Origin of the sequence: Micromonospora sp. NPDC000442 (assembly GCF_042898635.1) — a bacterium.
GTDB lineage: Bacteria > Actinomycetota > Actinomycetes > Mycobacteriales > Micromonosporaceae > Micromonospora.
Genome location: NZ_JBIAYZ010000005.1, coordinates 391,245 through 410,685, shown reverse-complemented (window position 1 = coordinate 410,685; position 19,441 = coordinate 391,245). Strand labels below are relative to the sequence as shown.

General features: G+C 72.6%; 15 protein-coding genes. 5 read left to right on the top strand and 10 right to left on the bottom strand.

Annotated elements, in window-relative coordinates:
- The first annotated feature begins 67 nt into the window (after positions 1-67).
- Entirely contained in the window at positions 68-766 is a 699-nt protein-coding gene (locus ACFY2A_RS11030; protein WP_387170661.1) for an RICIN domain-containing protein, read from the top strand.
- 54 nt (positions 767-820) lie between these two features.
- On the opposite strand, the gene ACFY2A_RS11025 is transcribed toward ACFY2A_RS11030, so the two are convergent.
- From ACFY2A_RS11025 to ACFY2A_RS11015, 3 genes are read right to left on the bottom strand one after another with little or no spacing between them, the layout of a single operon-like run.
- Positions 821-1,288 (bottom strand): hypothetical protein, encoded by a 468-nt coding sequence (locus ACFY2A_RS11025; protein WP_387170659.1) that lies wholly within the window; start codon positions 1,286-1,288, stop codon positions 821-823.
- A 9-nt stretch (positions 1,289-1,297) separates the two neighbouring features.
- Positions 1,298-3,250 carry a VWA domain-containing protein gene (locus ACFY2A_RS11020; RefSeq protein WP_387170657.1) on the bottom strand — a complete coding sequence of 651 codons (1,953 nt, stop codon included), beginning with the start codon at positions 3,248-3,250 and terminating at the stop codon, positions 1,298-1,300.
- 1 nt (position 3,251) lies between these two features.
- Complete coding sequence (locus tag ACFY2A_RS11015; protein WP_387170655.1) at positions 3,252-4,697, bottom strand: magnesium chelatase; 1,446 nt, start codon at positions 4,695-4,697, stop codon at positions 3,252-3,254.
- 85 nt (positions 4,698-4,782) lie between these two features.
- On the opposite strand from ACFY2A_RS11015, the gene ACFY2A_RS11010 reads away from it, so the two are divergent.
- Positions 4,783-5,241, top strand: coding sequence for a GNAT family N-acetyltransferase (locus ACFY2A_RS11010; RefSeq protein WP_387170653.1), 459 nt, complete (start codon positions 4,783-4,785; stop codon positions 5,239-5,241).
- Positions 5,242-5,293: 52 nt separating this feature from the next.
- Here the strand turns inward: ACFY2A_RS11010 and ACFY2A_RS11005 are convergent, their stop codons facing one another.
- From ACFY2A_RS11005 to ACFY2A_RS10995, 3 genes are all read right to left on the bottom strand, one after another.
- Positions 5,294-6,361: a hypothetical protein gene (locus tag ACFY2A_RS11005; RefSeq protein WP_387170651.1), complete on the bottom strand. Its 1,068-nt coding sequence runs from the start codon at positions 6,359-6,361 to the stop codon at positions 5,294-5,296.
- A 76-nt stretch (positions 6,362-6,437) separates the two neighbouring features.
- Entirely contained in the window at positions 6,438-7,088 is a 651-nt protein-coding gene (locus ACFY2A_RS11000) for a response regulator transcription factor (RefSeq protein WP_387170649.1), read from the bottom strand.
- Positions 7,085-8,332 carry a sensor histidine kinase gene (locus ACFY2A_RS10995; RefSeq protein WP_387170647.1) on the bottom strand — a complete coding sequence of 416 codons (1,248 nt, stop codon included), beginning with the start codon at positions 8,330-8,332 and terminating at the stop codon, positions 7,085-7,087. The genes ACFY2A_RS11000 and ACFY2A_RS10995 overlap by 4 nt, the downstream gene beginning before the upstream one ends.
- A 193-nt stretch (positions 8,333-8,525) precedes the next feature.
- Between ACFY2A_RS10995 and ACFY2A_RS10990 the strand changes: the two genes are divergently transcribed.
- Both ACFY2A_RS10990 and fxsT read left to right on the top strand, forming a co-directional pair.
- Positions 8,526-9,809 (top strand): TIR-like protein FxsC, encoded by a 1,284-nt coding sequence (locus ACFY2A_RS10990; protein ID WP_387170645.1) that lies wholly within the window; start codon positions 8,526-8,528, stop codon positions 9,807-9,809.
- Positions 9,806-13,846 (top strand): FxSxx-COOH system tetratricopeptide repeat protein, encoded by a 4,041-nt coding sequence (gene fxsT / locus ACFY2A_RS10985; RefSeq protein ID WP_387170643.1) that lies wholly within the window; start codon positions 9,806-9,808, stop codon positions 13,844-13,846. Before ACFY2A_RS10990 ends, fxsT begins: the two co-directional genes overlap by 4 nt.
- Here fxsT and ACFY2A_RS10980 read toward each other — a convergent pair.
- The 4 genes from ACFY2A_RS10980 to ACFY2A_RS10965 all read right to left on the bottom strand — a co-directional run bounded on the left by ACFY2A_RS10980 (position 13,815) and on the right by ACFY2A_RS10965 (position 18,341).
- Positions 13,815-15,818 carry an aKG-HExxH-type peptide beta-hydroxylase gene (locus ACFY2A_RS10980; protein WP_387170641.1) on the bottom strand — a complete coding sequence of 668 codons (2,004 nt, stop codon included), beginning with the start codon at positions 15,816-15,818 and terminating at the stop codon, positions 13,815-13,817. The two genes, fxsT and ACFY2A_RS10980, sit on opposite strands and share 32 nt — an antisense overlap.
- Complete coding sequence (locus ACFY2A_RS10975) at positions 15,815-17,023, bottom strand: FxsB family cyclophane-forming radical SAM/SPASM peptide maturase (protein WP_387170639.1); 1,209 nt, start codon at positions 17,021-17,023, stop codon at positions 15,815-15,817. The genes ACFY2A_RS10980 and ACFY2A_RS10975 overlap by 4 nt, the downstream gene beginning before the upstream one ends.
- A complete protein-coding gene (gene fxsA / locus ACFY2A_RS10970) occupies positions 17,005-17,175 on the bottom strand; it encodes an FxSxx-COOH cyclophane-containing RiPP peptide (RefSeq protein WP_387170637.1) in 171 nt (56 codons plus the stop codon). Before fxsA ends, ACFY2A_RS10975 begins: the two co-directional genes overlap by 19 nt.
- 197 nt (positions 17,176-17,372) lie before the next feature.
- Positions 17,373-18,341: an aldo/keto reductase gene (locus ACFY2A_RS10965; protein WP_387170635.1), complete on the bottom strand. Its 969-nt coding sequence runs from the start codon at positions 18,339-18,341 to the stop codon at positions 17,373-17,375.
- Between the two features lie 71 nt (positions 18,342-18,412).
- On the opposite strand from ACFY2A_RS10965, the gene mgrA reads away from it, so the two are divergent.
- Positions 18,413-19,408: an L-glyceraldehyde 3-phosphate reductase gene (gene mgrA, locus ACFY2A_RS10960; protein WP_387170738.1), complete on the top strand. Its 996-nt coding sequence runs from the start codon at positions 18,413-18,415 to the stop codon at positions 19,406-19,408.
- Positions 19,409-19,441: the final 33 nt, after the last annotated feature.

Below are 19,441 nucleotides of genomic sequence, written 5' to 3'. Positions count from 1 at the left end.
CGCCCAGATCAGGCTGGGCACCGGGGGCGGCTGGCCGGGACCTCGCGCGGTGGGACAGGATGCCGGCATGTCGCACACCGATGGGTCGGGCAGCGTCTACGGCACCCGCCGAGCCGGACCGCCCCGCGATCCGCTGCTTGTCACGGCACTGGCGGTCGGGCTGGTCGGCGTACTGCTGGGGGTGCTGTTCGCCACCGGCGTGCTCGGCGGCGGCGAGCCGGAGGCGGCACCGACGGTGGCCGCCCCCAGCCCGAGCACGGTGCAGCCCAGCCCCACCGGGAGCGAACCGGAACCGAGCCCGACCAGGCCCGAGCCGTCCCCCACACCGAGCCCCAGCGAGGATCCGGACGCGATCGCCGGGCCGAAGGTGTTCCGTGGGGTCGGATCCCATCTCTGTCTCGGTCTCGACGGTGACGGCGAGCGGGCCGCCGCCAAGCTGGCCGATTGCAGCGGCGGGCCGGAGCAGCAGTGGGTGGTCAACACCTTCGGCCCGGACACGGTGACACTTACCAACGCCGCCCACAACCAGTGCCTCGACGTCGAGGGCGTCAGCGGTGACGACGGTGCCCGGTTGCAGCAGTTCGGCTGCCACGGTGAGGGCAACCAGCAGTGGCGGCTGCAACCTGTCGACGGCGGCGCCACCGTGCTGGTGGCCGTACACAGCGGCAAGTGCGCCCAGGCCCGCGACGGCGGCGCCGACGCCGGCACCGACATCGTCCAGGCGCCCTGCGACGGCAACCCGGCCCAGCGCTGGACGCTTCAGTAGCCGAGTGCTCAAGCGCTTGCCTCCCCGGGGAGGCGCCCAGCAAGCCGTACCCGGTCAGGGCCCGCGGCGCAGGGCGCGTAGCTCGTTCAGATGGCGGGGCAGGTGCACGCGGGCGTGCAGGTCGATCGTGCGGCCCCACGGCAGCGGCTCGTCGATGACGAGTTCGAACCCCTCGCGGAGGTGTGTCTCCACCGGGGTGTCCGCTGCCGCACCGAGCTGAGCCACCAACGCGACCAGCCGGTCACTGGTGGCGCGCAGCCGGACGGCGAGTCCGTCGAGGCCGCCGCACTCGGCGGCCAGTTCGTCCAGTTCCGGGCGGTGGACCTCGTCCAGGTCGTAGAAGGCGTACGGCGAGCCGGCCAGCACCGCCTCGGTGGCCTCGCGCATCAGCTCGTCGCTGGCGATCAGGTGCGCCACGATCTGCTCGGCGCTGTACCGGTCGGGCGGGGGCGACTCGAACCCGCCCGACTCGACCTCGGTCAGCACCGCGTCGTACGCCCGTCGCAGCCCGTCGACCTCCACCCGCCGAGCCTAGCGGCGGCCGCGGCGGGCCCGCAGGTAGTCGCTGACCACGTACTCACCGAGGTCGTCGGCGTCCGGGGTGAACACCCGGCCGCCGCTGCGCCGGGCCACCGCGTCGACGAAGCGGCGCAGCCCGGGATCGTCGCCCAGCATGAAGAGGTTCAGGGTGGCCCCGAAGCGGCCGAGCCGGTCCACCTCCCGGATTGTCGCCTCGATCGTCTCCGGTGAGGACGGCCACGCGAACAGCGCCTCACCGTCGTCCGGATCCAGGTGGGCGGTCGGTTCACCGTCGGTGACCACCAGCACCACCGGCTCGGCGTCCGGATGGCGCCGCAGGTGCCGGCCGGCCAGCCGCAACGCGTGTTGCAGGTTGGTCCCCTGCATCATGTCCGGCTCGACGGCGGCCAGTTCCTGCTGGGTCAGCGTCTCCGCCCGCCGGCCGAACCCGATGATCTGCAACGCGTCCTGCGGAAACCGAGTCGCCATCAGGTGCGCCAGGGCCAACCCGGTCTGCTTCATCGGCCCCCACCGCCCCTGCGAGATCATCGAGTACGACAGGTCGACGCAGAGCGCCACCGCCGCCGACGCTCGCCGTTCGGTCTCGACGACCTCGAAGTCCTCGACGGCCAGTTGCACCGGCACTCCGGGGCCGGCTCGGCGGACCGCCCGGGTCAGCGTCCGCACCACGTCAAGCGGCTGCTCGTCGCCGTACTCCCAGGGCCGCGACGCCCCGGTCACCTCGCCGGCCGCCCCGGCCGAGCGCAGGTCGTGCTGGCCTCGCGCGCCGGCGGTCAGCTCGGCGAAGACCTGGCGCAGCGCGGTGCCGCCGAGGCGGCGCAGTGCCTTCGGACTCAGCGTCAGACCGTCGGCGTCGCGGGTCACCCAGCCCTGGCGGCGCAGTTCCCGCTCCAGTTCCCGCAGCCGCCGTACGTCGTCGGCCGCGTCGCGGCCCAGTGTCCGGGCCACCGCGTCGACGTCGATGTCGTCAAGGGTCGCCCCGGGGTGCGCCTGGCCCAACTGGTCGAGCAGGTCGTCCAGTTCGGCGATCTCGTCGAGTGCCCCGGTCGCCTCGCCGTAGCCCAGCGGCCGGCCGCCCTGCGTCCGCTCACCCCGCCCCCAGCGCAGGTCGGGCCGGAGCGCCCGCAGGTTCCCCTCCAACGCGGCCAACTCACCGGCGAGCCGGTCACCGAGGGACTCGCGCATCAGCCCGGCCAGTTCCTCCCGCTGCCGCTCCGACAGCGAGTTCATCAGCCGCTGGCCGGCCGCCGATCGGCGGGCCAGCAGGTCGATCAGTTCGTCCACGTCGCGCGGGCGTTCCGGGAAGAAGTCGCCGTGCCGGCGCATGAACTCGGCGAACGCGTCGGCGGTGTCCTCGGCGCGGGCGTGCCGGGCCAGCAGGGCGTTGAGGTCCCGCATCATCTCGGCGACCTGCTCCTGCACCGCCGGGTCACCGGCGAGCCGGGCCGAGTCGCGCAGCCCGGCGAAGCGCTGGCCGAGCACGTCGTCGCGCAGCCCGTCGAGGATCCGCTGGTAGGTCTGCCGGGCCTCGTCGCTGGCCCACCGGTAGTCGGACAGGTCCCGCACCGCCTGCGCGGTCGAGCGGGGCAGATCGTCAAGCATCGTCTCGGCGAACCGGGCCGCCTCGTCGTCGCGGCGGGCCAACTCGTCCCGCTCGGCGGCCAGCGCCTGATCGAGCAGCGCCCGCGCCCGGGTCACCGCCCCGTCCAGCTCACCCCGGCGCAACGCCTCGCGGCGCAGCCGACGGGCGCGGGCGGTCAGCCCGTCCAGCCCACCACGCCCCTGCGGGCCCCGGCGCAGCAGGTCCCGCAGCGCGTCCCGGAGACTGCCGCCGGCAAGCACCTCCGCGCCGACCTGGTCCACCGCGGCCTGCACGTCGTACGGGGGCGCGAGCGGATCGGGGCCGCCGCGCCACTGCCCGTACCGGAACCGGTTGCCGGCCATCTCAGTCCCGGCCGCCGTAGCGGGTCCGCCCGCCGTCGGTGACGTCCTTGCCCAGCCGGCGGCTCAGATACAGCCCTTCGAGCACGAACTCGACGGCCGCCGCGGCCTGCCCGGTGCTCGGCGCGTCGCCGATACCGAGCCGGTCGAGCACCTTCGCCAACCCCGGCACCGTGCCCACCTGACGCAGCAGGTCAGCCGCCGACACCAACTCCCCGGTCTCGACCGCCTGTCCCTCCTCCACCAGCGCGGTGAAGCCGGACAGGTCCAGCCCGGCCAGCCGGGCCCGGAACGTCTCGGCGGTGGCGGTACGCAGCAGGTGGCCGAGAAGCTCGACCTCCCGGCCCTCCTCGCCGCTCTCGAACTCCACCTTGCCGCGCAGCGTCGACGTCACCGACACCGCGTCCCCCACCCGCGCCACCGCCTCGGACGACGGCAGCTCCGAGTCGGCGCCCAGCAGGCAGGCCCGGCGCAGCGCGGCGGCGGCGACGGTCTCCGCGGCGGCGATGGCGAACCGGGCGGAGACACCCGAGCGTGGGTCCACCGACGGCGAATCGCGTACCGCCCGGGCGAATCGGGCCAGCACCTCCAGCACGTGCTCCGGCACCTCGGCGACCAGGTCGGCCTCCTGCCGGATCAGGGCCAGCTCCAGCTCCAGGTCGGTCGGGTAGTGGGTGCGGATCTCCGCGCCGAAGCGGTCCTTGAGCGGCGTGATGATCCGGCCCCGGTTGGTGTAGTCCTCCGGGTTGGCGCTTGCCACCAGCAGCAGGTCCAGCGGCAGCCGCAGTTGGTAGCCGCGTACCTGGATGTCCCGCTCCTCCAGCACGTTGAGCAGCGCCACCTGGATCCGCTCGGCCAGGTCGGGCAGCTCGTTGACCGCGAAGATGCCCCGGTTGGTGCGCGGCACCAGCCCGAAGTGGATCGTCTCGGGGTCGCCGAGCGTGCGCCCCTCGGCCAGCCGGACCGGGTCGACGTCGCCGATCAGGTCACCGACGCTGGTGTCCGGGGTGGCCAGCTTCTCCCCGTAGCGCATCGAGCGGTGCAGCCAGCCCACCGGCAGGTCGTCGCCGGCCTCGGCGAGCAGCGCCCGCGAGGCCGGGGTGACCGGGTGCAGCGGGTGCTCGTTGAGCACCGAGCCGACGATCACCGGCGTCCACTCGTCCAGCAGCGTCACAAGCGACCGGATCAGCCTGGTCTTGCCCTGGCCCCGCTCACCGAGCAGCACCATGTCGTGCCCGGCGAGCAGCGCCCGCTCCACCTCCGGCAGCACGGTGTCGTCGTACCCGACGATGCCGGCGAACCGCGCAGCGCCGTCGCGCATCCGGGCCCGCAGGTTGTCGCGTAGCTCCTGCTTGACGGTGCGGTACCGGTACCCGGCGGCGCGCAGCGCGCCGAGCGTGGCGGGCAGGTCGGCCGGTGGGAGCGGCGAAACAGACGAAGACTCACTCACCCCGCCCACGCTAGCGCGCACCCGCCTGCGTCGACCCCCACCAACCTGGCATGATCATGAACTCTGCCGGTGAGGAGGAGGGGCCGTGGTGCTCTCCATCGATCGCGAACCCTGGGAGTCGACCGACGCCACCCGGCTGCGCGCCGCTCAGCGGGCCGAACTCGACGCCCGCTACGGCTGCGACGACCACGAGCCGGGCGAGGAACCCACGGCCGAGACGGTGAGCGTCTTCCTGATCGCCCGAGACCCCGACGGCACCGCCGTCGGCTGCGGCGGCCTGCGCTTCCTCGTCGCCGGTTCCGCCGAGATCAAACGGATGTACGTCAGCCCGCCGGCCCGGGGCACCGGCGTCGCGACGGCCATCCTGCGCGCCCTGGAACAGGCCGCCCGCGACGCCGGGGTACGCACCCTGCTGCTGGAGACCGGCACCGCCCAGCCCGATGCCATGCGCTTCTACGAACGGGAGGGCTACCGGCGCATCGACAACTTCGGGCCGTACCGGGGCGAGCCGCTCTCCGTCTGCTACGCCCGCGACCTGCCGTGACAGTCCGGTCCGCCGCCCGCCCCCGTGCCGGACGACGGACCGGACCCCGCGGTCACCCCAGGTGGCAGCGACCGCAGACACCCCGACGACGCAGGTGGTACGCGTACGTCGCGGCGCCGAGCGCGAGCCCCCACAGCGGAAAGAACATCAGCGGGGCGCCGGCCGCACTGAGCCCGCGGCCCGACTCCCAGAACTCGGGGACGCTCAGCGCGTTCAGGCCGGCCGCGGTGGCCAGGACCGCCACCGCCGTCGCGGGGATCACGGCCAGCCGCACCGGCACCCGCCGACCCGCCAGCCCCACCATCCAGCGCGGGAACCGCTCACCCCACCGCTGCACCAGCCCCAGGGTGAGCACCGAGCCGACGGTGGCGAAGGCACCCAGCCCGAACCCCGCCCAGACGCCGCCGCTCTCCCGCAACTCGGCGAGTTCCTCCCCGGAGAGGCCGAGCGGGATGCCGGCCAGCCAGGCGAACCGGGTCAGCGCGTACCCGACGGGGATCACCGCCGCGATCCAGACGGCCCACCGGCCCCAGCGGGCGGCGGCCGCCGGGGTGGTCCAACCCCGGTCGGTGCCGTCGCGGCCACACCCCACGCAGCAACCGGCCGTACGCCGCTGCCACCCCAGCAGCACCCCGCTCAACAGCACACCGCCGGCCAGCGCGGCGACGCGGGCGGTCAGCGCCCAGGTGAACACGTCGGCGTAGTCCACCGGCGGCCAGCCGAAGGGCGCACCGATCAGCAGCATCGGTGCGTACCCGACCAGGGCCAGCACGTGCACTCCGGGCACCACCACGGCCAGCACGAACGCGACGGCCCAGCCGTAGCCGAGCAGCAGCACCCGCAGCGGGCCGGTCAACGTGCTCCTGCGACTGACCAGGACCAGTGCGGCGGCGGTGAGCAGCATCCCGGCGAAGAACGGTGGCCCGGCCTCCGAGGGGAGCAGCCGGAGCAGGGTCGAGTCCCGGTGCGGGTCGTCGGCGCCGAACGGATAGCCGGTGCCGGTGCGGGCCGCCACCAGGGCGAGCAGGCCCCACAGCCCGAGCCAACCGGCGGCGAGTGGGGCGAGCAGGCCGGGACGACGGGTCGTCTCGCGGTGTTCGGGTAGGGCTACGTTGGTCATGACCCCAGCCTCGGCCGGGGCGCCCGCCCTGCCCTCCCGTACGGCGGTGAACCGTCTCCCCCTCGTGGGGGACACGTCAACCGGCGGGCGTGACGAACCCCGACTCGTACGCGGCGATCACCGCCTGGGTGCGGTCACGCACCCCGAGCTTCGTCAGCACGTTGCCGACGTGCGTCTTCACCGTCTCGACACCCACCACGAGTCGGGCGGCGATCTCCGGGTTGGACAGTCCGGCGGCCATCAGCCGCAACACCTCCGCCTCCCGTTCGGTGAGCCGGGCCGCCCGCAGCCCGTCGGCGGTCCGCCGCCCGTACGCCCCGACCAGCCGGCGGATCGCGGCCGGGAAGAGCAGCGACTCGCCGCGCGCCACCACCCGTACCGCCTCCACCACTTCGGCCGGCCGGGCCCGCTTGAGCAGGAAACCGCTGGCTCCGGCGCGCAGCGCCTCGTAGACGTACTCGTCGTTGGCGAAGGTGGTGATGACCAGCACCCGGGGCGGCTCGGCGGAGGTGGCCAGCAGGCGCCGGGTGGCCTGAATGCCGTCGATCCCGGGCATCCGCACGTCCATCAGCACCACCTGCGGGCGGTGCCGGGCGACCAGCGGCGGCACCTCCGACCCGTCCGCTGCCTCGGCGACGACCCGCAGGTCCGGCTGGGCGTCGAGGATGGTCCGCAGCCCGATCCGGACCAGTTCGTCGTCGTCGACGAGCAGCACGTCCACGCTCATCCGTCCGCCCCGATCGGCAGCCGCACCCGTACCCGCCATCGTTCTCCGTCCACTCCGGTGGTGATCCGACCACCGAGCAGCAGCACCCGTTCCCGCATGCCGATCAGCCCCCGCCCACCACCCGGCACCGCCGCACCATCCGACGTCGGCCGAGCCACCGGGTTTACCAACTCGATCTCCAGACCGTCCGGCGACACGTCCACCCGCAAGGTCACCGGCCCGTGGCCGTGCCGGGCGGCGTTTGTCAACCCCTCCTGCACGATCCGATAGCCCTCCCGGGACACCGCCGCCGGCAGGGCGTCCAGCGACCCGCGGCTGCGGCTGCGTACCGACGTGCCGGCCGCCCGGGTGTCGGCGATCAGTTCCGCCAGGTCGGACAGGGTCCGCTGGGGCGCGACGACTGATGGTTCCCCGGTCTCCCGGAGCAGCCCGAGCACGTGGTCGAGATCGTCCATCGCCCGCCGACCGGTCTCCTCGATGGCGGCCAGCGCCCGGCGAACGAACTCCGGGTCGCCGTCGAGCACCTCGCGGGCGGCGCCGGCCTGGAGGGTGGCGACGGTAAGCGCGTGGCCGACCGAGTCGTGCAGTTCCCGGGCCAGCCGGTTGCGTTCGGCCAGCCGGGCGGCCCGGGCCTCCAGCGCCGCGATCCGCTCGGCCGACGCCGGTCCCAGCAGCGCCGGTGCCATCGACGCGGCAAGCGCACCGAGCCCGGCCACGACGTAGCCGAGCGCGACCAGCACGAGCACTCCGAGGAGCGTCAACCAGCCGCTGTCCCGACCGTCGAACGGCCCGAACCGCTCGGCACCGGTGATCCCGACGTCCACACCGGCCTGGGCGGCGATGAACGCCAGCGCCATCGGCACCGCACTGAACAGCGCGGTCACCACCAGCGCGCCGCTGGTCAGGTGCAGTCCGATCCAGAGCGCGGCGCGCAGCCGGGTCTCCCGGTCAAGCCGGTGACCGGGCAGCGGCTCGGGCAGGTCGACCCCGAGCAGCCCACGGACCGCGGCTATCTCCAGCGCGCGGCTACCGCCGAGGAAGATCGGTACGACGGCGATGGTGGCCGCCGGCACCAGCAGCACCAGGACCAGCGGCCGGGGCACCCCGGACGTGGCGAACATCTGCCCGAAAGCCACCAGGAGCAACGCGTACGGCAGCGCGAGCACTCCGCCGAGCAACAGGAACACGCCGCGCCGCCAGGTGGAGCCGGCGACCAACGGACGCAGCGGCGCCGGGAAATCCATCGCCCCATGATGCCGGTGCCCCGTCGGCCGGTCACCGCCACCTGGGATACGACAGTTCAGCGGGCTGCCACGCCCCGCTTCCACACCTATACTCGCGGTGAAGCTCCCGCCGCCACGGCCGCTGGCACCTGGCCCACCGGCGACAGCCACGACCCAGCCACCCCATGGCCAGAGTCCCAGGCGCGGAGGTGCGGTGCTGTACTTCTTCCTCAGCTACGCCAGAGGCGACGAGGACGCACTCGTCCAGAAGTTCTACGAGGATCTCAGTGCAGAGGTGCGGCTGATCGCCGGTCTGTCCCGGGACGAACGGGTCGGGTTCGTCGACCGGACCATCCTGCTCGGCGAACGGTGGCCGCAGCGGCTGGTCGAGGCGCTCGGCAGCTGCCGGTCCTTTCTCGCGCTGATGACACCACGGTATTTCCAGAGCCGGGTGTGCGGGCAGGAGTGGCAGCTCTTCGCCGAGCGCACCGCCCGGTTCGAGAGCCAGCGGCGGGTGGACACCTCGCTGCTCAAACCGCTGATGTGGATTCCCGCGCAGCCGGGGCGGATCCACCCGGTGGCCCATCCGTTGCAGTACACCTCCGACAGTCTCGGTGACCTCTACCAGCGCCTCGGCGTGCGGCAGCTGATGCGGCTACAGCGGCACAGCGACGACTACCGCACCTTCCTGTTCGAGCTCGCCAGCCAGATCGTGGCCAGTGTGGAGGCCAATCCCCTGCCGGAACAGCACCGCCCGGTCGACCTTCAGGCCGTGGACAGCGCCTTCCACCCGGAGGAGACCACGAACGGCACCGACCGGGTCACCGGCACCGGCGGGGACGCCACCAACCCGATGCTTGTGCATTTCGTGGTGGCCGCCTCCAACCGCGACGAGATGCGCGGGATACGCCAGCACGTCACGGTGTACGGCGACGACCCGTTGCAGTGGGCGCCGTACCGGCCGCCGATGCCGGAGCCGCTCGTCGACTACGCCCGGGAGATCGCGGCCGACCACAGCTACCAGTCCACAGTGGTGGAGATCGACCGGCTGCCGCACAGTGCCGAGTTGGCCGCCCGCTACAACCAGATCCTGGTGCTGATCGTCGACGCCTGGATGACCCGCCTGCCGCAACGGCGGCAGGCCCTGGTCGAGCACGCCTCGGCGGCGCTGGGCGACCACCGTGCCGCCACCGCGGTCCTCATCCCCAGCAGTCGCGACGACCCGGAGACCCGCGAACACTGGCAGACCCTCTCCCGGGCCTGCCGGGAGATCTTCAACGAGTTCACCTCGGACGACGAACTCTACCGGTCGAACATCATCACCCACCGGGCCTTCGAGGACGAGCTTCCGGAGGTGCTGGAGGTCGCCCGGAACCGGGTCTTCAGCCGAGGTTCGGTGCACCGGCCGCCGGCCCCGTCGACGGACACCTCGCCACCACGGCTGGACGGCCCGTGGGCGCGCGACGACGACCAGCGTGGAACGGGAGGAGCAGCGTGACGAGCAGCGACCCGGTCACGGCGGCCACCGACAGGGAAGGCCGGATCATCACGTTCTACTCGTACAAGGGCGGCACCGGACGCACCATGGCGCTGGCGAACGTGGCCTGGATCCTCGCCGCGAACGGTCACCGGGTGCTCGCCGTGGACTGGGACCTGGAATCCCCCGGCCTGCACCGCTACTTCCACCCGTTCCTGCTCGACAAGGACCTGCGCACCTCGCGCGGGGTGATCGACATGGCCCGGGACTACGCCGACGCCGCCGTACGCCCGATGGACGAGACGGAGGACCCGGACTGGATCGGCACGGCGGCCGACGTGCTGCGGCACGCGGTGTCGCTGGAGTGGCGCTTCCCGACACCGCACCGCGACGTCACCGGCGGTGCCCGCCCCGTCCGGCCGGGATTCCTGGACCTGCTCCCCGCCGGGCGGCAGGACCCGTCGTACACGAAGGCGGTCAGCACCTTCGACTGGCAGGCGTTCTTCGAGAAGCTCGGCGGCAACAGCTTCCTGGATGCGCTGGCGGCCAGCATGCGGGCGAACTACGACTACGTGCTGATCGACAGCCGTACCGGGGTCAGCGACGGCGCCGGCATCTGCACGGTGCGGCTGCCCGACGCGGTCGTCACCTCGTTCACCCTCAACGAGCAGAGCATCGACGGCGCCGCCGCGGTGGCCCGGTCGATCGTCCGGCAACGCGGCGACCGGCCGGTGCGGATCCTGCCGGTGCCGATGCGCGTCGACAACGCCGAGCAGCTCAAGCTGGAGGCCGGCCGGGATCAGGCACGTCGGCGGTTCACCCCGCTGCTGCCCCGGCTCTCGCCCGAGGAGACTGACCGGTACTGGGGTGAGATCGAGATCCCCTACCAGCCCTACTACGCCTACGAGGAGATCCTGGCCACGTTCGGGGACCGGGCTCACCACGAGGCGACCCTGCTCGCCGCGTACGAGCGGTTGACCCGCGCGATCACCGACGGCGAGGTCGAGGACCTGCCCCCGTTGGACGACCGGCTCCGCCGGACCTGGCTGGCCAAGTTCGAGCGGCAGCGGCTCGTCGGTGCCGCCCCCGACGTCTTCGTCAGCTACGCGGCGCTGGACCGGGCCTGGGCGGAGTGGATCTGCGACGAGCTTCGCGCCGCCGGCCTGCGGGCGGTCATGCGGGAGGTCGACTTCCCCGCCAACCCGTCCGGCGGTGACCGGGCCACCGTCGGTCTGAACGACGCCGCCCGGCTGGTCGTGCTGCTGTCCCAGGAGTACATGCAGTCGCCGAACGCGGCCGAGTTGTGGAACCAGGCCACCGCCCACGATCCCACCACCGGCACCAGCTACCTGGTGCCGGTGCGGCTGGACAATTCCCGCGCTCCCGGGCTGTTCCTGGAACGCATACCGGTCGACCTGGTGGGCATCAACGAGCAGGAGGCGACGGCCCGGTTGCTGGAGGCGCTGGGCCATCCCGCCCGCCCCGCCCCCGATCCGGAGGACGCCCAGCGACGCCGCCGCTTCCCAGGCAACGAGCCGCCGGTCTGGCGGGTGCCGCTACCCCGCAACGTCCAGTTCGTCGGTCGGGGTCCGTTGCTGGAGGAGATGCGCGACTGGCTGTCCGGTTCGGAGGCCGGGCATGTGCCGTTGGCGCTGCACGGTCTCGGCGGCGTCGGCAAGAGCCAGATCGCACTGGAGTACGCCTACCGGTTCCGCGCCGAGTACGACATCGTCTGGTGGATCTCGGCGCAGCAACCGAGCGTCCTGCGGCTCGCCCTGGGCGCGCTCGCCGACCGGCTCGCCGCCGAACTCGACGCCCCGCTCAGCGGCAGCGTCAGCGAGCGGGTCAGCTGGGTCCTCGACGTGCTGCGCCGTGGCGTGCCGTTCCGGCGTTGGCTGCTCGTCCTCGACAACGCCGACGAGCCCTCGGAACTGCTCGACCTGATCCCGCAGGGGCCCGGGCACATCCTGGTCACCACCCGCAACCACGCCTGGGCCCGGTCGGCCCGGATGCTGGAGGTGGGTGCCTTCGACCGGGAGGAGAGCCTCGCCCTGCTGCGGCGGCGGGCCCGGCATCTGCCGGACGGCGACGCCGACCTGATCGCCGACCGGCTCGGTGACCTGCCGCTGGCCATCGAACAGGCCGGCGCGTGGCTGGCCACCACCGGCGAGACACCCGCGCAGTACCTCACCCGGGTCCGGCGCTACCTGCCGGACATGCTCGCCGACGAGCTGCCGGCCGACTACCAGCAGACCGGCGCCCAGCCGTGGCTGGTCTCGCTGGACAGCCTGCGGGAGCGCAATCCGGCGGCGGCGAAGCTGCTGGAGGTCTGCGCCTTCTTCGCCAGCGAACCGATCCCGATGTCGCTGATCAACGGAGAGCGGTTCATCAACGTGCTGCTCTCCTACGACGGGTCGTTGCGCGATCCGCTGCTGATGGGGCGGACGCTGCGCGACATCGGCCGGTACGCGCTGGCCCGCATCGACACCGTGCGTGGCGGCGGCCGAGGGCGCGCCGACGAGGCCGGCCAGACCAGCCTGCGCATGCACCCGCTGGTGCAGGAGCTGATTCGGGAGTCCCTCTCCGAGCAGGAGAAGGACGAGAACCGCCAGCACGTGCACGCCATTCTGGCCGCCGCCAACCCCAAGGACCCCGACAAGCCCGAGAACTGGCCGATCTACGCGGAGCTGTGGCCGCACCTGCTGCCGTCGCGAACCCTCACCTCGGACCAGCCGGAGGTCCGGCAGCTGCTGCTCGACGTGGCCCGCTACATGTGGATCCGGGTGGGCTTCGCCACCTGCGCCGAGCTCGCCGAACAGGCGATCGCGCTGTGGCACCGGCGGTACGGCCCGGACGATCCGCAGACGCTGATGATGCGGTTCCAGCTGGCCAACGCCCTGCGCCTGGAGGCCCGTTACCAGGACGCCTACGACATCGACCGCGACGTCTACGACCGGCTCCGCCGCAGCCTCGGCGAGGAGCACGAGTACACCGTGATCGCGGCCGGCAGCCTCGCCGCCGACCTGCGCGCGCTCGGATTCTTCGAACGGGCCCGCGAGTTGGACACCCGTACCGAGGAACTGGCCCGGGAGGTGTTCGGTGAGGACCATCCCCGCGCACTGATCGCGGCGCACAACCTGGCCATCTCGCTACGCCTGGTCGGTGACCTGCGCGGTGCGCTGAGCCGCAACGAGCGCACCCTGGCCCGGCGTCGCGAGACGCTCGGCCCGATGCACCCGTTCACTCTCTTCTCCGCCGGCCAGTACGGCCGCGACCTGCGCGACACCGGCGACCTGGTCGAGTCCCGTCGGGTGCTGGAGGCGGCGGTCGAGGCGAACCGGCTGGTACTCGGCGAGGAGGACCCGGAGACGCTGCGGGCGTTGAAGAACTACGCGGTGACCCTGCGCAAGCTCGGCGAGTTGGAGCGGGCACACACGCTGAGCGCGGACGTGCTGGTGCGTTCCCGCCGACGGCACGGCCCGGACCACCCGGACGTGCAGGCCAGCGCGATGAACCTGGCCTGCGACGAGTCGGCGATCGGCGACGACGTGGGTGCGCTGCGCCGGGCCCGGCCGGTGCACCGCTGGTACCGCGACAACATGGGTGAGGACCACCTGTTCACCCTCGCGTACGCCAACAATCTGGCGATCTTCCTGCGCAAGGCGGGCGACGCGGAGGCCGCCTTCGACGTCTCGGAGGAGGTGGTCGCCCGGTTCAGCGAGCGGATCGGGGCGGATCATCCATACACCCTGGCGGCCAACATCAATCTGGCGAACTGCCGGTTCGGTCGCCGGCAGTTCGCCGAGGCCCTCACCAGCGACCGGGAGGCGTACGAACGCAGTCGGCGGATTCTCGGGCCCGGGCACCCGGACACGCTGGCGGTGGCGAACAATCTCGCCACCAGCCTGAGCGTCACCGGGGACCACGGCGCTGCCCGGTCGCTACGGGAGCAGGTCATGCCGCTGTTCCGTCGGGTGCTCGGCGAGGAGCACCCGAACACCATCGCCCTCGTCGAGGCGAACCGGCTCAACTGCGACCTTGAGCCGCCACCGACCTGACCGGCGCCGGTCCAGCCGACTGCGGTCCGCCCTGCCGAGCCGTCCCCGACGCCACGCCCGGGAACCCTTCGCCCAGCGGCGGGTCGCCCGGTACCGACTCATCTGGTGACGGGGCGTCCGCAGCGGACGCACACGTCACCGGGGCCAGCCAGCGGGACAGCTCAAGCGGGTCCGGTACCGCCCCGGACTCCGCGACCGCGCACAGCACCGCCCGGCACAACTCCGGGTCGGCGCGCATCTCCGCGTCCGCGTCGGGCAGCCGAGCGTCGGCGAGCGTCAGGCCGACCCAGGCCGCCACCTGGTCCGGCTGCTGCCGCAGTTGCCGCCGGTACCAGTCGCGCGCGGTGAGGTGGTCACCGGCGGCCAACGCCAGGTCGCCGTCCGAGGCTTCCGGGAGCGCGTCGGCGAGGCGTTCGGCACCGCTGCGCAGCCGCTCGAAGCGCGCCGGATCGGCCAACCGCAGCCGGACCAGATCCAGTCGTGGGCTGCGGCTCAGCCACCTGCCGTCGGCCGGGCGCACCGCGACCGGAACGGTGATCGTCGGGCAGACCGCGCCCGTCCGCCACGCCTCGGCGAGCCGGCGCACCAGCCGTGCCTCCGGCCGCCGGTTACGCAGCCGCCACACCGTCCAGTGATCGTCGGCCGCCTCCCGGGCCAGCGCGGCGGCCTCGGCCGGCACCCCCTCGTCCCGCCAGCCGTCGATCACCTCACCCAGCCCGGCCATGAACCGGCGACCGGCCGCCGTCAGCGGCCCGTACGCCCGAATGTCGGCGCAGGTCCGGGCGACCCGGTCCCGCCAACGAGCGAACTCCACCTCGGCCAGTCGGCTCCGGCCGGGCGGGAGCACCGCCCGTTGGGTACGCCAGAACTCGGTCACCGCGACGAAGGCGTACACCCCGTGCAGCGCGGCACCGAGCGGACGGGGATCGTCCCGCCAGGGCGCGTAGTAGTACCGCCGGTCCTCGGCGTGGTGCAGCGGCTCGATGTCGATGGTGGCACCGAGCTTCGCGTGCTGGAACTCGTGCAGCAGGCCGAGGGCCAGCGCCGTACCGTCGGCCGGCGGGGTCATCGAGACCGCACCGAACGCGTCCATGCTTGTGACGTTCACCCCGGCGCTGGCCGAGTCCGCCTGCAACGGCACCACGGTCCGCAACCCCTCGGAGATCGCCTCCGCATGCCCACGATGGTGCCGGACCAGGATCGGCCAGGCGTCGTCGAGCATCCGCTGCCACCGCCCGACCACGGCCGCGTCCAGCCGTCCGGTCGCGCAGAGCCGGTGACAGTCGCGGTACGGGTCGAGGTCGTCGAGCCAGAGTTCGACCCCGAGACCGTCGGCGCTGCTGGTCAGCCGGTGCAGGCCGGACCACCCGTCGCGGTCGACACCGGCGCCCGCCGGTAGGTCCTCGTCGGGCGCGGGAACCTCCACCGACCCCACCCACACCCGGTCTCCCGACCGGGAAACGGTCACCGGGCCGATGCCGCCGCAGCGGGCCCGGCCCAGGGACGGCAGGAACACCGCACCGTCCGGTGCCGGAAGGGTCAGTTCGAAGTCCAGGCCGGCCCGGATGGCCGCGGTCGCCGCCAGCGCGCCGAGATATCCCAGGTCGACCTCGGCCGGGTGATCCGCCCCGGACGGCGGTTCCAGACCGGCGGTGGTGCGGCCGGACGCGGCCGGCGCCGTGGGGCAGTCCGGCCGCTGACGCAGCCGGCGCAGGATGACCGCCAGCCACGCGCCGGTGTGCGGCAGGGCGAGCAGTTCCGGACCCACCGCCGGATCGCGCCGTACCGCGGCGGTGAGCAGCGCGAAGTACGCCGAGGTCGGTTCCGGGTCGGCCAGGTCGAGCACCGCGCGCAGGTGCAGCATCCGTTTGCTGACCTGCCCGGCGCGCAGCGTACGCACCAGGTGGGCGCTGCCCGGGCCGGCGGCGAGCGCCTCCAGATCGGCCGGCCGCAGCCGGTGGTAGCCGCTCACCGGCCCCGGCTCCGCAGGCCGGTCAGATCGGCCCGCAGCCGACCCGAGACGTGCTCGATGAGCAGCCGCAGATCCCGGCAGTAGACGGAGGGATTGCGGAAACTGCCGGCCCGGTACCGGTGCGGGTAGTTGCCGCCGCCGCAGACCAGGTGGACGGGACAGGCCCGGCAGTCGGCGGCCAGCGCCGACAGGCCCGCCTGGCGTACGGCCACGGCGGGGTGACGCAGCACGTCGTCGAAGGAGTGGTCGAAGACCGTCAGATCGGTGTCGACCGCGCCGGGATACGTGGACCGTAACGTGTCGACCTGTTCGTACCCGCCGTCGGTGTTGACCACGACGGCGGCGACCGGGCTCAACCCCACCGACTCGGTCCGGCTGCTCCCGCCGAGCAACAAGTTGATCAGTTCTTCGAAGAGCCGGACCCGGGTGAGCCGCACCGGCACGTCGTACCACGCGTCGAAGGCGTCGCAGAGCCACCTGCCGTACGGGTCCGCTGGCGCGGCCCGCCCCGGCCCGGGTGGCGGAGTGTCCCAGTTGGCGTGCGGCAGCAGGAAATCCACCATCGGCGGCCGGTACGCCAGCAGGGCTTCGTAGGTCCGCCGGGGGTCGGCGTCGAGGTCGACCACGCAGAGAATGCCGGCGTACGCCCCGGGGTGCTCGGCCAGCAGCCGCAACGCCCGGTCCACCTCGTCGAAGCTGCCGCGTCCCGAGGCGTACCGTCGACGCCGGTCATTGGCGGCCCGGTCACCATCCAGGCTGACCCCGATCAGCACGCCCGCGTCGGCCAGCACGGACAGCGCCCGTTCGTCGAGCAGGGTGCCGTTGGTCTGCACACTGATCCGGGCGGAGGTGGGGTGGACGGCCGCCCGCAGCCGCTCGGCCATCCGCGCCAGCGTCGCGGCACCGGCCAGCAACGGCTCACCACCGTGCAGCACGATGCGGGCCGTGCTCAGCTCGTGCGCGCGGACGTGCTCGGCCAACCGCCGGCAGGTGAGGTCGAAAATGTCGGCGGACATCAGCGGCGGATCGGTGCGAGCGCGGCGATCCGCCAGCTCGTACATGTAGCAGTAGTCGCAGGCCAGGTTGCATCTGCTGTGGACCTTGAGGATGAACTCGGAGAAGGGCACCGGCCGCACCACTGCCGGCGGGTCCACCACCGCCTGACCACGCCCCTCGGCCGGCACGGTCACATCGCCGAATTCCACCCGGCGACCGCGTCCTGGGGGCGGTCGATCTCATCCAGGATCCGGCGTAGTGAGCAGGCGAACGGCGATCCGTCCAGCTCCGGCAGATCGGCGAGGCTCACGTCGCTGAGGTCCACCAGGACTCCCAGGGAGTCGTCTTCGGTCGTATCCATAGTGATCCGTCCACCCGCGAAGGAAACTCGCGCCCGATTGAGCGATGACTTGTGCGGGAGCCGCCGGACCAGAGCCCGTCCCTACCGCCGAACCCGCCAACGAACCGGGCCATCGTAGCGGCATCGCGCAACGCGGCGACTCGGGTGGGTCATCTCGTTCAACGCCTCCGACGGTACGGCGGACATCGGCCGCACGGTCAGCCGCGTACCCGGGATCTGACGAACTTCGGTATCGCGGCCAGCCCGGTGACCGGTCGGAACGCACGGGCCGCGTTGACAAGTGCGGCGTACTCGTCCTCGGTCAGATCGATCTCCGCGGCGGCGGCGTTGCGCTCCATCTGCTCCACGCTTGACGCACCGGGAATGGCCACCACGTTCGGGTGACGCAGCACGTACGCCAGGGCGATCTGGCTGGGCGTCGCGTCGTGCGCGGCGGCCACCTGGCGCAGCGTCTCGATCAGGGCGCTGCCGCGTTCCAGGTTCTCCGGCAGGAAGTACGGGTTGGCCCGGCGGATCGCGCCGACCGGCGGATGGTTGGCGTCGTACCGCCCGGAGAGAAATCCCTGTGCCAGCGGGCTGTACGCGATGACCAACCGGCCGGCCTGTTCGGCGTACCGGAGAAGGTCCTCCTCCGGCTTGCGGTCCAGCATGCTGTAGCGGACCTGGTTGCTGAGCACCCGCCGGCCCAGCGCCGTCTCCGCCACCTGCCAGCGGCGCAGACTGTAGTTGCTGACCCCGACCTCGGCGACCAGGCCGACGTCCTGCAACGCGCGCATCCCGCGCATGGTCCGGTGGTCGCTGACCACCGGGTTTGGTTGGTGCACCTGGTAGAGGTCGATGCTGGTGACGCCGAGCCGAGCCGCCGAGGCCACCGCCCGCTGCTGCACCACCGACGCGACCGGCAGCACCGGCAGGATCTTCGTGGCGACGGCCACCTTGTCCCGGTCGGCGGCCAGCGCCGCGCCGAGGAGCCGTTCGCTGCGACCGAAGCCGTAGACCTCGGCGGTGTCGAAGAGGGTCACGCCCAGCTCGACGGCGCGCCGGACGATGTTCGCCGCCAGCCGTTCGTAGTCGGGGCCGTACCCCCACTCCCGCGAACCGAACTGCCACGTACCGAGGCCGATCCTGGACAGTGGCTTCGGAGTGTCGAGCCGCACGTAACGCATGGGTGGACGCTACCCGCCGCGGCGCACCACGGCCGCAGCTCGACCCAACGACCGGACCTCGGGCTATGGTCATGATCGTGACCTACCTCGCCGCCGACGCGCGCTATGACCAGATGACCTACCGGCGCAGCGGAGCCAGCGGGCTTCGGCTGCCCGCGATCTCGCTCGGCCTGTGGCACAACTTCGGGCCGGACCGCCCCTTCGAGCGGCAGCGGGACATCGTCCGGCGCGCCTTCGACCTCGGCGTCACCCATTTCGACCTGGCCAACAACTACGGGCCGCCGCCCGGTTCCGCCGAGGAGAACTTCGGCCGGATGCTCGCCACAGACCTCAAGGCGTACCGCGACGAGCTGATCATCTCCAGCAAGGCCGGCTACCTGATGTGGCCCGGCCCGTACGGCGAGTGGGGTTCCCGCAAGAACCTGATCGCCTCGCTCGACCAGTCGCTGCGCCGCCTCGGCCAGGACTACGTCGACATCTTCTACAGCCACCGGTACGACCCGGACACCCCGCTGGAGGAGACGATGGGCGCTCTCGACGCCGCCGTCCGCTCCGGCAAGGCCCTCTACGTCGGCATCTCCAACTACACCTCGGAGCAGACCGAGCGCGCCGCGGCGATCCTGCGCGACCTGGGCACCCCGTTGCTGATCAATCAGCCCGCGTACTCGATGTTCAACCGGTGGACCGAACAGGACGGGCTGCTCGACACGCTGGAGCGGGTCGGTGCCGGCTGCATCGCCTACAGCCCGCTGGCCCAGGGTCTGCTCACCGACCGCTACCTCGACGGCATCCCGGCCGACTCCCGGGTCCGCACCAGCGTCTTCCTCAACGAGAGCGACGTGACCGAGCAGCGACTGGCCACCATCCGTGGGCTGGCCGCCATCGCCCAGCGTCGGGGCCAGTCCCTCGCGCAGCTCGCGCTCGCCTGGGCGCTGCGCGACCCCCGGATGACAAGCCTCATCATCGGCGCCAGCAGCGTGCCGCAGTTGGAGGCGAACATCGCCGCGGTGGACAACCTCGACCTGGCCGCCGAGGAACTCGCCGAGATCGACGCCCAGCTGACCTGACGGGTCGCCGGACCCTGTCCCCGAACCGGTGTC

What these genes read in the sequence shown, in the direction of transcription:
- ACFY2A_RS11030 (WP_387170661.1), top strand. Translation starts at nt 68, where the DNA reads ATGTCGCACACCGATGGGTCGGGCAGCGTCTACGGCACCCGCCGAGCC.
- mgrA (WP_387170738.1), top strand. Translation starts at nt 18,413, where the DNA reads ATGATCGTGACCTACCTCGCCGCCGACGCGCGCTATGACCAGATGACC.
- ACFY2A_RS10965 (WP_387170635.1), bottom strand. Translation starts at nt 18,341, where the DNA reads ATGCGTTACGTGCGGCTCGACACTCCGAAGCCACTGTCCAGGATCGGC.
- ACFY2A_RS11005 (WP_387170651.1), bottom strand. Translation starts at nt 6,361, where the DNA reads ATGACCAACGTAGCCCTACCCGAACACCGCGAGACGACCCGTCGTCCC.
- fxsA (WP_387170637.1), bottom strand. Translation starts at nt 17,175, where the DNA reads ATGGATACGACCGAAGACGACTCCCTGGGAGTCCTGGTGGACCTCAGC.
- ACFY2A_RS10995 (WP_387170647.1), bottom strand. Translation starts at nt 8,332, where the DNA reads ATGGATTTCCCGGCGCCGCTGCGTCCGTTGGTCGCCGGCTCCACCTGG.
- ACFY2A_RS11020 (WP_387170657.1), bottom strand. Translation starts at nt 3,250, where the DNA reads ATGGCCGGCAACCGGTTCCGGTACGGGCAGTGGCGCGGCGGCCCCGAT.
- ACFY2A_RS11000 (WP_387170649.1), bottom strand. Translation starts at nt 7,088, where the DNA reads ATGAGCGTGGACGTGCTGCTCGTCGACGACGACGAACTGGTCCGGATC.